The organism is Dactylococcopsis salina PCC 8305, from assembly GCF_000317615.1.
GTDB classification, from domain to species: domain Bacteria; phylum Cyanobacteriota; class Cyanobacteriia; order Cyanobacteriales; family Rubidibacteraceae; genus Halothece; species Halothece salina.
The window spans coordinates 1,420,027-1,433,341 of record NC_019780.1 but is presented as its reverse complement, the minus strand read 5'-3'; the positions used below and the strand labels follow the sequence as shown (position 1 = coordinate 1,433,341).

The window sequence follows — 13,315 nt, the reverse complement described above, 5'->3', positions numbered from 1 at the left end:
CCCTAACAGTTTGCGTTTAGACGAAAAAGTTTCCCCCCGATCGATCAGGTAATCTGATTACAGGGGGTCTTTTTCTTGAGGAGCGCGCCCTGGAGGACTCGAACCCCCGGCATTCGGTTTTGGAGACCGACGTTCTACCAACTGAACTAAGGACGCACAATAATTAATTCAGCAGTTTCATATTATAGCACGTTTTTACTGCTTTTGTGTGGATTTTCAGAAAAAGTTTAACGATCGAAGCGTTGTTTGACGCGAGTTGCCTTACCGACGCGATCGCGCAGATAATATAACTTCGCTCGCCGTACTTTTCCGCGACGGATAATTTTAATGTCCTTAATGCGAGGAGAATGGAGTAAAAACACCCGTTCCACGCCAATTCCCTGAAATACTCGTCTGACTGTAATCGTTTCGTTGAGCCCACCGTGACGTTTAGCAATCACAGTACCTTCAAAAGGTTGGGTTCGGGTTTTCCCCCCTTCTTGAATGTTAACACCGACGCGGACGGTATCTCCCACATGAATCACGGGGAGATCAGCTTTCATTTGCTCTTGCTCGATCGAGCGGATTATTTCTTGAGCATTCATGGCTCTTTACTTCTTTCCCAAAAAAATGTCACAGCTTACAATTGTAGAACTTAATAATTAATCTCGTCAACTTAACCTTATTTTTACCTGAATGGGGTATTGTAATCTGTAAATTTATCTTCGTGTATTCATAAGTATTTTTAGGGAAGAGGATTTTCTTAACCTAGATTTTACGATGAGACGGTATGGTGCTACGGGACAAGTAAATTAACCCCATAAAAAATCGATCACAAACTGGAGAAAACATTATTATGTTCAATCAATATTCACGTCGGCTAATTTCTTTAGCATCGATCGGCACCCTTACCCTCACCCTCGCGGCTTGCGGTGGCAGCGGTACGGGCGGCGGCGAAGCTGGTGGCGGTGGTGGTTCTGAACTCAGTGGTTCAGTCACCATTGATGGCTCTAGTACCGTTTTCCCAATTACTGAGGCAATGGCAGAAGAATTCCAAGGTAAATTCTCAGGGGTACGAGTCACCGTTGGGGTATCTGGAAGCGGTGGCGGTTTCAAAAAATTCTGTAATGGTGAAACCGATATTTCCAACGCCTCTCGCCCGATTAAAGAATCAGAACAGGAGATGTGTGCCGAAGCTGGCATTGAATTCATTGAAATTCCCGTCGCCTTTGATGCGATTTCGGTGATTAAAAATCCCGAAAATGACTGGGCAGAATGCTTAACCACAGAAGAACTAGAAACCATTTGGAGACCAGAAGCACAAGGAGAAATTAACAACTGGCAACAAGTGCGATCGAGTTTCCCCGATCAAAGACTAAGCCTTTATGGTCCTGGCACCGACTCGGGTACATTCGACTACTTCACCGAAGCGATCGGTGGTGAAGGCGGAGCAAGTCGTGGTGATTATACCGCCAGTGAAGATGATAATGTGGTCGTGCAAGGTGTTGTCAGTGATGAAGGCAGTTTAGGCTATTTAGGTTTAGCTTACTACGAAGAAAACCAAGACAAGTTAGAAGCAATTGCAGTGGATGATGGTAATCCTGATAACGGAGAAGGCTGTGTCCCTCCATCAGCGGCTACGGTAGAAGATGGCACTTATCAACCCTTAGCACGCCCCATTTTTATCTACGTTAAACGATCGGCAGCGGAAGAAAAAGCCCAAGTTGAAGAATTTATCAACTTCTATCTCAGTTCAGAAAATCGTAATCTGGTGACAGAAGTGGGTTACGTGGGCTTAAGCGACACCATTTATGAAAAAGCGATCGCCCGCTTTGAAAATCGCAAAACAGGAACAATCTTTGAAGATGGTTCTACAGTTGGCGTAAAACTCAACGAAGTGCTGTAACTGCGATCAGATTTTGATTTCGCTCATGCGGTTAGTTGTTCAATAACTAGCCGCTATCATTCAAAGTTTTAGCAATTAATGACTAACCAAATCACGCTTTCAATAGTTAACATTCGTGTTGGTTATTGTCAGGTTAGTCCAGTCTAAGTCTCTTAGGAGGCTACGTTATTTAGGTCAGGACACCTTTAGGTGCAAGCCAGCCTTCTGCTAGTAGCGCTAATAGTTAAACAGGTTCAAGTGATTCTAGAAGACCAGTGCTATTAGTGTAAAAAGCCTAGATAACATTGACGAGGCACACTTTACTCCGTGCAGGGAAGTATCCCATTATGTGGGAATTAAAGAGAGACTGCACCTCTCTCTCTTCTCCATAAAAGTTCAACAATGCCCAGTAATTAGCCTATTAGAATGCAGCAGCAATGACAGCTAATCAACCACAAAATCTTTTTCAGCCCGATCGTCGCGTGAGTAAATTCATTGAGCGAGTTGTTATTTTGATCTTTGGCTTATTTGCCCTAGTCTCCATTGCAACTACCGCAGGAATCGTACTCACCTTAGCCGCAGAAACCTTTTCTTTCTTCCAAGATATTCCATTTTTGCGCTTTCTTACCGATACCCAATGGACTCCCCTATTTGTTAACCCCCAATACGGGATTTTCGTTCTACTCAGTGGCACATTTCTAACTTCTGTGATTGCGATTACAGTAGCACTGCCAGTGGGATTACTATCGGCGATTTATCTCAGCGAATATGCCCCTGGACAACTACGGAAATGGATTAAACCCGCTCTAGAAATCCTCGCTGGAGTTCCCAGTGTCGTGTTTGGGTACTTCGCCCTGTTATTTGTCACGCCCCTGTTACAAAACTTTATTCCAGGACTACAAGGCTTTAACGCGCTTAGTGCGGGGTTGGTAATGGGAATTTCGATCATTCCCTTAGTTGCTTCTCTGAGTGAAGATGCCCTGTATTCAGTGCCACAAGGCTTGCGCCAGGGAGCTTATGCTATGGGTTGCACGAAAAAGGAAGTGGTAACGGGTGTGGTGATTCCAGCAGGATTATCAGGAATTGTTGCCTCCTTTATTTTGTCAGTGTCTCGCGCGGTAGGAGAAACAATGATTGTCACGGTGGCAGCGGGACAAAACCCCACCTTAACCTTAAACCCGTTGGTGTCAGTACAAACCATGACCTCCTTTATTGTACAGGTGAGTTTAGGAGATGCGCCAACAGGAACACTTGCCTATAAAACGCTGTTTGCGGTGGGAACAACCTTGTTTTTGATTACCCTAACCTTAAATGCGTTTAGCTTCTGGTTTGTTCGTAAATTTAGGGAGAAATACGACTAATGACAACTGCTGATCCAACTCCAAAAAATGTAAGCTCAAATTTCAACACCGATCTGAGTAAGCGTTACCAGCAAGGTAGCATTTTCCGTATTGTCAGCATGATTGCCACTTATATTGGCTTAGTGGTGTTGGCAGTTTTGCTCATTGATGTTTTTATTGATGGCATTCGTAATCTTGACTGGGGATTTTTCTCTAGCTACCCTTCCCGTAAGCCAGAACAAGCAGGATTTTTGTCTGCTTGGATTGGGAGTATTTGGTTAATGGTGATTACTGCCATTGTTTCCTTTACCGTCGGCGTGGGATCAGGCATTTTCCTCGAAGAATTTGCTGGCGAAAGTTGGTACGCTAAAGTAATTGAAATTAATATCGGGAACTTAGCGGCTGTACCTTCGATTATCTATGGTTTACTCGGATTACAGGCGTTTGTGCGAGTCATGGAACCGATTACAGGGGGGCGAACGGTTCTGGCGGGTTCTTTAACCATGTCGCTGCTGATTTTGCCGATTATTATTGTGGCGACTCGTGAGGCACTGAAAGCGGTTCCCGATAGCCTCAGACAAGCAGGAATGGCGCTGGGGGCGACACGATGGCAGGTAGTCCGAGAACAGGTATTCCCTCTGGCGTTTCCAGGGATGTTAACAGGAACGATTCTTGCGCTTTCCCGTGCCATTGGCGAAACCGCCCCTTTAATTGCAGTGGGGGCTTTAACTTATATTGCGTTTCTTCCTCCGATTTGGCCACTGTCACAAGGGTTACAAACGCCGTTTACGGTGATGCCGATTCAGATTTTTAACTGGGTATCACGACCGCAAGCCGAATTTCACAATGTGGCAGCAACGGGGATTCTGGTGTTGATGGTGGTGTTACTTTTGATGAACTCCATTGCCATCTTTCTCCGTAACAAATTCCAGAAAAAACTCAATTAAAATCATAACTATATAGGAATTGAGGACAAAAAAATGACTAGCGATCCACAGATGGAACAAACATCAACCGCTTCTGATCAAGGTAAAGACGTGGTTCTCAAAGCGGAAAATGTCAACGTTTATTATGGTCCGACTTTAGCGGTACAAAACGTTAACATGGACATTCACGCCAATGAAGTGACGGCTTTAATTGGTCCCTCTGGTTGTGGGAAAAGTACGATTCTCCGTTGCTTTAATCGCCTTAATGATCTAGTCGCTGGGGCGAGAGTAGAAGGAAAAATTACTCATCATGGCAAGGATTTATATGGCAAAGGGGTTGATCCCGTAGAGGTGCGCCGTCGCATCGGGATGATTTTCCAAAAGCCAAACCCGTTTCCGAAGTCGATTTACGAAAATATTGCTTTTGGGGCGCGGATTAATGGCTATCAGGGTAATATGGATGAACTGGTAGAACAAAGCCTGAAACAAGCGGCGCTTTGGGATGAGGTGAAGGATAAACTCAAAGAAAGTGGTTTGTCTTTGTCGGGTGGACAACAACAGCGTTTGTGTATTGCGCGAGGAGTTGCCATTCAACCAGAAATCGTTTTAATGGACGAGCCTTGTTCGGCACTTGATCCGATTTCGACGTTACGCATTGAAGAGTTAATTAACGAACTCAAGGAAAATTATACGATCGTGATTGTCACTCACAATATGCAACAAGCATCACGGGTGTCCGATCGAACGGCTTTCTTTAACGCGCAAGCAACAGAAAAAGGAAAACAAGGGTATTTGGTGGAATACGACCAAACGGAAACGATTTTCCAAAATCCCTCCCAAGAAGCAACGCAACAATATGTTAGTGGTGCGTTTGGTTAAGTTAGAAAATTGGTTTTAAGGTGAAGATACCGCTACCGAATCGATCGGTGGCGGTTTTTTGTGTTGTTAGAATGTGGGAATATAATTAAGGTTTAAACTCAGTTAATTTTAAAATGACAGCGACAACAACTTCTTGCCCTAAAATCGTTCGCATTGGGACTCGAAAAAGTAATTTAGCAATGGTACAAACCCACTGGGTAAGGGATGAATTGCAAAAACATTTCCCCGATTATCAGTTTGAAATTGAAGCGATGAGTACCCAAGGGGATAAAATTCTCGATGTGGCGTTGTCGAAAATTGGGGATAAGGGCTTATTTACGAAAGAATTAGAGTTAGGATTGCTGAATCAAGATGTCGATTTAGCGGTTCATTCCCTGAAAGATTTACCGACACAATTGCCAGAAGGATTGATGTTAGGCTGTGTGAGTACAAGGGAAAATCCAGCAGATGCGCTGGTTTTAAATCAAGCCTATCAGGGATACACCATTCAAACCCTTCCCGAAGGCGCGGTGGTAGGAACGTCTTCCCTGCGTCGTCTTGCCCAACTGCGCTATCATTATCCGAGTTTAGTGTTTAAGGATGTCCGAGGGAATCTCAACACTCGCTTGAAAAAGTTGGATGCAGGAGAGTATGATGCGTTAGTGTTAGCGGTTGCTGGTTTACAACGGTTGGGAATGGGCGATCGGGTCTCACAAGCGATTCCCAGTGAGATTTCTCTTCATGCGGTGGGACAAGGGGCGTTAGGAATTGAATGTCGAGAAGGAGATACGGCGATTTTAGACCTGTTGAAGGCGATCGAAGATACAGAAACTCGCGATCGAACGTTAGCAGAAAGAGCGTTTTTACGGGAATTAGAAGGCGGCTGTCAAGTTCCCATTGGGGTGAACAGTGAAATTAATGGCGATCAGTTGACCTTAACGGGAATGGTGGCGAGTCTCGATGGTCAACAGTTACTCAAAGATACCGTCAGCGCCGATCGAAGCGAAGTGGATCAAATTGGTCAGGAGTTGGCACAAATTCTGAGAGGAAAAGGCGCACAAGCCATTCTCGACGAAATTTTTGCCCAGATCGATCGCTAAACTCAGACGCGGTGTCAACAATTCGATACAATATTTCAAGCCAAATCAACACGGATCAAGGAGTCTCATGGGGAGAGTTGTTGGAATTGACTTAGGAACGACCAACTCAGTTGTGTCTATAACCGAGGGTGGAAAACCATTGGTCATCGCCAACGCGGAAGGAACGCGGACAACCCCCTCTGTGGTAAGTTTCAACAAAGATGGGGAACTCTTAGTCGGTCAATTAGCGCGACGACAAGCGGTATTAAATCCACAAAACACCTTTTTTGGGGTGAAACGCTTTATTGGGCGTAAATATGCCGAATTAAGCCCACCGAGTAAACGAGTTCCCTACACCATTCGGCGGGATGATGAAGGAAATGTGAAACTGCGCTGTCCTCGCTTGAAAAAAGAATTTGCCCCCGAAGAAATCGCCGCGAGGATTTTACAGAAGTTGGTACAAGATGCCAGTCGGTATTTAGGAGAACCGGTAACGGAAGCGGTGATTACAGTTCCCGCCTATTTTAATGATTCTCAACGCCAAGCAACTCGTGACGCGGGACGAATTGCAGGATTAGATGTGTTACGGATTTTGAATGAACCAACGGCGGCGGCGTTAGCGTATGGGTTGGATCAGGAAGAAGACAGTTTGGTATTGGTGTTTGATTTGGGAGGGGGGACGTTTGATGTTTCGATTCTAGAAGTGGGTGATGGGGTGTTTGAAGTGAAAGCCACCAGTGGCGACACCCAGTTAGGGGGAAATGATTTTGATGAGAAGATTGTTAACTATCTCGCCGAACAATTTTTAGAAACCGAGGGAATTGACCTCAGACGCGATCGACAGGCGTTACAGCGTCTCTCAGAAGCCGCAGAGAAAGCAAAAATCGAATTGTCTGGTGTGGGAACAACTGAGATTAATCTTCCCTTTATTACCGCCAGCGAAAATGGTCCGAAACATATTGAAACTCAACTGACGCGATCGCAGTTTGAAGGACTTTGTGGGGATTTAATGCAACGGTTACGCCGTCCCCTGAAACGAGCGTTTAAGGATTCTGGTTTCCGTCCGGGTGATATTGATGAAGTGGTGTTAGTGGGTGGATCAACCCGCATTCCCATGGTGCAGGAAATGGTGAGAGAATTAATTGGACGAGAACCGAATCAGAATGTAAATCCTGATGAAGTGGTCGCAGTAGGGGCGGCGGTTCAAGCGGGAATTTTAGCAGGAGAGGTGAAGGATGTTCTCTTGTTGGATGTGAGTCCTCTGTCTTTTGGTATTGAAACCATTGGTGGGGTGATGAAGAAGTTAATCCCTCGCAATACAACCATTCCTGTGCGTCGTTCGGACATTTTCTCCACCAGTGAAAACAATCAGACGATGGTTGAGGTTCATGTGCTACAAGGAGAACGGGAAATGGCGGCGGAAAATAAGTCTTTGGGACGATTTAAGTTGACAGGGATTCCTCCAGCGCCGCGCGGTGTGCCACAAGTTTTGGTGTCGCTTGATTTGGATGCCAATGGCATTTTGAATGTTACCGCCATGGATAAAACCACTGGACGAGAACAAAGTGTTACCATTCAGGGAGCTTCGACGCTTTCGGAAAGTGAAATCAATCGGATGCTGAAAGAGGCGGCGGAAAATAGTCGCGCGGATCAAGAACGGAAAGAACGAGTGGAAAAACGGAATCGTGCCGAAGCGCTTGCGGATAGTTCTCAACGGCGTTTGAAGGAAGTGGCGTTGGATTTTGGGACACAGTTTGCCAGTTATTATCGTCGTCGCATTGAGGCTTTGATTGAGGAGTTACGAGAAGGGTTGGCACGAGATGATGAACGCAGCATCGATCGCGCACAAGCAGATTTACAAGATGCTCTTTATGAGTTAAACCGAGAAGTTCGTTTACAATATGAAGACGAAGATGATGATTTGTTCGGGTCGATTAAACGCACCTTCTTGGGAGATGAGGAGGACGATCGCGTTCCTCCCTATCGACGGGAGACGATGAATCCTCGATCGAGAAGTCGTCCTCGTTATGAGGAAGATTATTATGAAGATGAGTTCGATCGTCGTCCCCCTCGTCGTTCCTCTCGTCGCCGTCCTTATGAATATGAAAATGATTGGGACGAAGAGGATGATGATTGGTTCTAAACGCCGCCACCAGCTTAGTCGGTCGCTTTTGTCTAACGTATGAAAAATTTTCCCAATTACTATGAAATTTTAGACGTTTCTCCAGATGCGACGGTAGAGGAGATTAAACGCGCTTACCGCCGTTTGGCTCGACGTTATCATCCCGATCTCAATCCTGGGGATAAACAAGCCGAGGAAACTTTTAAGGATTTGGTGGAGGCTTATGATGTTCTTTGTGATCCTGAACAACGAGCTAGACATGATGAGTTGATTAATCCTAAAAGTGCCAAGGGTCGTCGCACTAAAGTGGCTGCTGGAAAAACTCGCCGCAGTGCCGCGAAAACGGGTCAAAATGGCAGGGGATTCGATCGATCGACAGAAGAATCCTTTTGGAAAAAAACCCAACGTCCCGAAAGTCGAACCTCTCCTCAAACTTCTCGTCGCATTCCCCGTGAGGAGGGAAACGCCTATCGTCCAGGGACACGCAAAACCGCTTATAAAGTAGAAGCTGAAAAAACCACCTCAGAAAAAGAGCGTCCCCGTGATGTGGAAGCGAGATTAAAACTTCCCCTAGAAAAAGCCTATCGCGGTGGAAAAGAGCGCATTCGTCTAGAGGATGGACGTTCTCTAGAGATTGATATGCCTTCAGGAATGATTGATGGTCAACAGATGCGCTTGCGTGGACAAGGGATTGCTGGTGGAGACTTATATTTAACCATTACCATTGCCCCTCATTGCTTTTTTAAGCTCAAGGAAAAAGATGTTTTCTGTCGAGTTCCCGTTACCCCCAGTGAAGCCACTTTAGGAAGTGCGATTCAAGTTCCGACGTTAGACGGTTGGGTAGAGATGGCAATTCCTGCAGGAGTTAAGTCAGGTCAACGGTTACGTCTGGCAAGTAAGGGCTATCCAGTGGAGGGAGAACGCGGCGACCAACTGGTAGAGATTCAGATTGTTGTTCCCCCTCAACCGAGTGAGGAAGAAAAGGAGTTATATCAACAATTAAAAGCAGTTCAGAGCTTTAATCCTCGTGATTCCTTACTGAAATCCCAATGATAGTCGGTAGGTGGGGTGGATTAGCCCCCTAACCCCCAAGTTTGGGGGAACTGTAGAACTGTAGGTGGGGTGGATTAGCCCCCTAACCCCCAAGTTTGGGGGAACTGTAGAACTGTAGGTGGGGTGGATTAGCCCCCTAACCCCCAAGTTTGGGGGAACTGTAGAACTGTAGGTGGGGTGGATTAGCCCCCTAACCCCCAAGTTTGGGGGAACTGTAGAACTGTAGGTGGGGTGGATTAGCCCCCTAACCCCCAAGTTTGGGGGAACTGTAGAACTGTAGGTGGGGTGGATTAGCCCCCTAACCCCCAAGTTTGGGGGAACTGTAGAACTGTAGGTAGGGTGGATTAGCCCCCTAACCCCCAAGTTTGGGGGAACTGTAGAACTGTAGGTAGGGTGGATTAGCCCCCTAACCCCCAAGTTTGGGGGAACTGTAGAACTGTAGGTTGGGTGGAGGGAAGCGAAACCCAACATTAATCATTTAAAGACGCTCATTGCAACGTCACTAAACAGATGATGTCATTTTTGTCAATTTATTATAAACACGACTCATTGAAAGAAACTTAACTGATGAGTTTTTTATATCAAACCGTACCCTTTACATTTCTTAACCATTTTTGGAGGAGCAAAAATATTGAGCAACGGTCATCCGCAGGCTCCCGAACTTGGTTCGGGAGTACGGATGACGAGATTGCGCCTCTTCAGGTATGATAATCGAAACAATAATCCCACGGGATGGTCTGTGTTTTCTTCAATTTGTAAGGCTCAATCCCTCATGTTTTCGTTACCTCGGCGGGAATTTTGTCAAGTTTTTTGAGATCAGTTTAAACCAATTTTTGAGGTGGAATTATAAAATTTGTAACGAGAGGTTGACAGGAGATTTGATTTATGCAGGGGAAGAATTAGCCACTGAATATCCGAATCTGCACCCCTATTATAGCAGGTTCTATCCTCCCCAAATCAAGCGTCCTCCCAGAAATAAAACTACTCCTCCCACCGCTAACCAGTCTCTTCCTCTTAGCTTCAAACGATGCCATTGCACATCATGCTCATTGGGAGCGGTGAACCCTCGCACTTCCATAGCGATCGCGATTTGTTCTGCTCTCAAGAGTAAATTTTCTAATAACTTTTCGGCAACTAAAAACCATAAATTAAGGCTTTTACGGATGCCTAATTTTTTCCAGTTAATGGCGCGGGTACTCACCGATCGAATCAGATTTTGAATTTCTTCTAACACTAAAGGAATGAATCGTAGAGAAAGCGTTAAGGTCAGTAAAATTTCAGTGATGGGAAGATTGAAGCGTTGTAGCGGTTTTAAGAAGGTTTCTAAAGCTGCGGTAATTTCTTCAGGTGCTGTGGTTAAAAGATAGAGATTGGTACTATAAATTAAGGTGAAAATAATCGTACTGACTCGAATGGCAAGATCGAGCGATCGTCGCGTTACGGTTAGCCATGCTTGGTCAATTAACACATAATGGTAATCTGTCGGTTGGGGTAAAATTAATTCGCTACTGGGGAGACGTGGCTGATGTTGAACCGTTAATCCATCATCAAAAATACAGGTCAAAATAAACACTAATGTACAGAGAATGAGCAACCATCCCATTTGTTGTCGCCAAACTCGTAGGGGAATTTTAGCGAGAAATGTCACCAAAATTAAGAATAAAACTAAACCAATTCGCCAGACAGGATTAGCCAAAATAGGCGTGAGAAGAAAGCCCATTAACCAAATTAATTTTATTCTCGAATCAAGGTGATGTAACCAAGTATCTGGTTTTTCTAGATACAAGCCAATGGGTAACGATCGCAATAAGTCCATAATTATTTAAACTCTAGTCGCACGATTCAGTTTGCTTTCTTCTACTTCTCGTGGTCGTTTTCCTCGCCAAATTAATCGTAAAGGTGTTCCTTGAAACCCTAATTGTTCCCGAAATTGTCGATCGATGTAACGGCGATAAGTATCATTAAATCGTTTCGGATCATTCACAAAAAGCGCGATCGTTGGCGGTTGACTACTCACCTGTGTTCCGTAATAAATTCTGCCTTGTTTTCCCTGACGACTGGTTGGGGGAGAATACCAGGCAACTGCTTCTTGAATCACCTCATTAATTACCGCCGTACTAACGCGACGACGATGTTCTTTAACCGCAGTTTGAATGGAATCAAAAATTGTTTTCACCCGTTGTCCGTTGAGGGCGCTAACAAATAAAATTTCTGACCAGTACATAAAATAAACTCGATCGCGCAGCATTTTCTCATACTTATAAATCGTCGTCGAATCCTTCTCCAACGCATCCCATTTGTTAACGATAATAATCGCCGCTTTTCCTTCCTCCTCAATCCGTCCCGCGAGTTTCATATCTTGGTCAGTAATGCTATCTAACGCATCAATCACCAACAGAGAAACATCACAGCGCCGAATCGCTTTAAACGCTCGATTGATACTAAAAAATTCTGCACCATAACTGATATTTTTCTTCTTACGAATTCCTGCGGTATCAATGAGACGATAAGATTGTCCTTGATGTTCAATTTGTAAATCAATTGCGTCTCTAGTTGTTCCTGAAATGGGACTAACAATAGAGCGACTGACACCCGTTAAAGCATTTAATAAACTTGATTTTCCCACATTGGGACGACCAATAATCGCGACATTAATCTCGGTTTCATCTGCATCAGGTAAATCGTCTAAAGGGGGAAAACAAGATAAGACAGCATCCAATAAATCTCCTGTTCCACTCCCATGAATTCCTGAAACGGGTAATGGTTCTCCTAATCCTAATTCCCAAAATTGGGCGGCTTGAATCAAGCCTTGTTCCGAAGATTCGCATTTATTCACGGCTAAAAAATAAGGGACATTTTGCTGCCGTAACCAGTTGCCGATTTCTTCATCGGCTGCGGTAATTCCCTCTTGTCCATCGACAACAAAAATCGCAGCGACGGCTTCTGCTAAAGCCATCATTGCTTGTTGTCGAATTTCTGGTAAGAACTCGCTGTCATCATCAAAAACTATGCCTCCAGTATCGACGACTAAAAAATCTCGATCGCGCCAGAAACTCGGCTGATATAATCGATCGCGAGTAATGCCTGGTTCATCGTGAACAATTGCGGTGCGACTGCCTGTAAAGCGATTCACTAACGTTGACTTACCGACATTGGGACGACCAATGATGGCGACAATTGGTAATTTCTTCATAATTCAAATAATAATTGATAACCGACTGAATTGAGCTTTGAGGGATCAACCAGAGTTGACCCCAACCCGATTTTAAAATGGGATGTCGTCTAGATTTTTTTCCTCTTCTTGAGTGCTTTCAGTGGTTTCTGGTTGAGATGCGGGGAATTGGACAACGTTTCCAGAGTTAGAGTTAGTTTGAGAGGGAACTTGAGATTGTGCTGGAGAGGTGGGAGATGTTCCATTTTGGATGCGGTAAATGCGAGAAAGGGTAAACTCGGCTCGTTTTTCTTTAAACCCTTCCTGACGCTCTAAAATGTTCATTCTGAGACGACCTTCTAGAATGACATTATCTCCTTCCTGATAATTTTGCGACACTTCATTGGCTAAATCTCGCCAAGCAACTACTTTCAGGCTAGAAGGGGGATCAGTTTCGCGCATCCCTAGAAATTCTACCATCATATCTGCGAGAGGAGTTTGATTCTCTTGGGTATAACGCAGTTGGGGTTGGCTAGTAATTTGTGCCATTAAAATACAACTATTCATTTTTTGTCCTCCTTTAACAGTTTGAGTTTTTTCGTTTTTTTTCGGTCACTGCTCCCTCTTTAATTTTATCATTTAGAGCGATCAATCATCGTCTTTTACAGTGACCAGTGATCAGTGACCAGTGATCAGTAAACTAATAATTGATCAATCTTTCTTTCGCTTTTACTAATCAAGTTTGAGAACGACTGGTAACTGCTTAACATTTTTGTTATTGGTTATTGGTTACTTGTTATTTGTTAGTTTTGGGTTTCGCGTAGAGACGTTCCATGGAACGTCTCTACCCAACCTACGACTAATTGATGTTGGGTTTCGTTTCTCTTCACCCAACCTACATTTTTGTCCTTTGTTCTTGGTT

At 44.6% G+C, this 13,315-nt stretch carries 11 protein-coding genes and 1 tRNA gene; 7 read left to right on the top strand and 5 right to left on the bottom strand.

The window, feature by feature from the left end; genetic code table 11:
• Positions 1–83: 83 nt before the first annotated feature.
• Positions 84–156 (bottom strand) — tRNA-Trp (locus DACSA_RS07180).
• A 71-nt stretch (positions 157–227) separates the two neighbouring features.
• Positions 228–584, bottom strand: a complete 357-nt coding sequence (gene rplS / locus DACSA_RS07175; RefSeq protein ID WP_015229114.1) for a 50S ribosomal protein L19 — start codon at positions 582–584, stop codon at positions 228–230.
• 251 nt (positions 585–835) lie between these two features.
• Between rplS and DACSA_RS07170 the strand changes: the two genes are divergently transcribed.
• The 7 genes from DACSA_RS07170 (at position 836) to DACSA_RS07140 (ending at position 9,242) form a co-directional block, all read left to right on the top strand.
• Positions 836–1,885 (top strand): PstS family phosphate ABC transporter substrate-binding protein, encoded by a 1,050-nt coding sequence (locus DACSA_RS07170; RefSeq protein WP_015229113.1) that lies wholly within the window; start codon positions 836–838, stop codon positions 1,883–1,885.
• 416 nt (positions 1,886–2,301) lie between these two features.
• A complete protein-coding gene (pstC, locus tag DACSA_RS07165; protein WP_015229112.1) occupies positions 2,302–3,225 on the top strand; it encodes a phosphate ABC transporter permease subunit PstC in 924 nt (307 codons plus the stop codon).
• Positions 3,225–4,151, top strand: coding sequence for a phosphate ABC transporter permease PstA (gene pstA, locus DACSA_RS07160; RefSeq protein ID WP_015229111.1), 927 nt, complete (start codon positions 3,225–3,227; stop codon positions 4,149–4,151). The genes pstC and pstA overlap by 1 nt, the downstream gene beginning before the upstream one ends.
• Before the next feature lie 33 nt (positions 4,152–4,184).
• Positions 4,185–5,009, top strand: a complete 825-nt coding sequence (pstB, locus tag DACSA_RS07155; protein ID WP_015229110.1) for a phosphate ABC transporter ATP-binding protein PstB — start codon at positions 4,185–4,187, stop codon at positions 5,007–5,009.
• Between the two features lie 113 nt (positions 5,010–5,122).
• On the top strand, positions 5,123–6,088 hold the full coding sequence (gene hemC, locus DACSA_RS07150) for a hydroxymethylbilane synthase (protein ID WP_015229109.1): 966 nt from the start codon (positions 5,123–5,125) through the stop codon (positions 6,086–6,088).
• Between the two features lie 67 nt (positions 6,089–6,155).
• Positions 6,156–8,210 carry a molecular chaperone DnaK gene (gene dnaK, locus DACSA_RS07145; RefSeq protein WP_015229108.1) on the top strand — a complete coding sequence of 685 codons (2,055 nt, stop codon included), beginning with the start codon at positions 6,156–6,158 and terminating at the stop codon, positions 8,208–8,210.
• Positions 8,211–8,249: 39 nt separating this feature from the next.
• On the top strand, positions 8,250–9,242 hold the full coding sequence (locus DACSA_RS07140; RefSeq protein WP_015229107.1) for a DnaJ C-terminal domain-containing protein: 993 nt from the start codon (positions 8,250–8,252) through the stop codon (positions 9,240–9,242).
• Between the two features lie 943 nt (positions 9,243–10,185).
• Here the strand turns inward: DACSA_RS07140 and DACSA_RS07135 are convergent.
• The 3 genes from DACSA_RS07135 to DACSA_RS07125 all read right to left on the bottom strand — a co-directional run bounded on the left by DACSA_RS07135 (position 10,186) and on the right by DACSA_RS07125 (position 12,960).
• Positions 10,186–11,058 carry an energy-coupling factor transporter transmembrane component T family protein gene (locus tag DACSA_RS07135; protein ID WP_015229105.1) on the bottom strand — a complete coding sequence of 291 codons (873 nt, stop codon included), beginning with the start codon at positions 11,056–11,058 and terminating at the stop codon, positions 10,186–10,188.
• Positions 11,059–11,064: 6 nt separating this feature from the next.
• Positions 11,065–12,435 (bottom strand): ribosome biogenesis GTPase Der, encoded by a 1,371-nt coding sequence (gene der / locus DACSA_RS07130; RefSeq protein ID WP_015229104.1) that lies wholly within the window; start codon positions 12,433–12,435, stop codon positions 11,065–11,067.
• A gap of 72 nt (positions 12,436–12,507) precedes the next feature.
• On the bottom strand, positions 12,508–12,960 hold the full coding sequence (locus tag DACSA_RS07125) for a single-stranded DNA-binding protein (protein WP_015229103.1): 453 nt from the start codon (positions 12,958–12,960) through the stop codon (positions 12,508–12,510).
• Between the last annotated feature and the right edge of the window lie 355 nt (positions 12,961–13,315).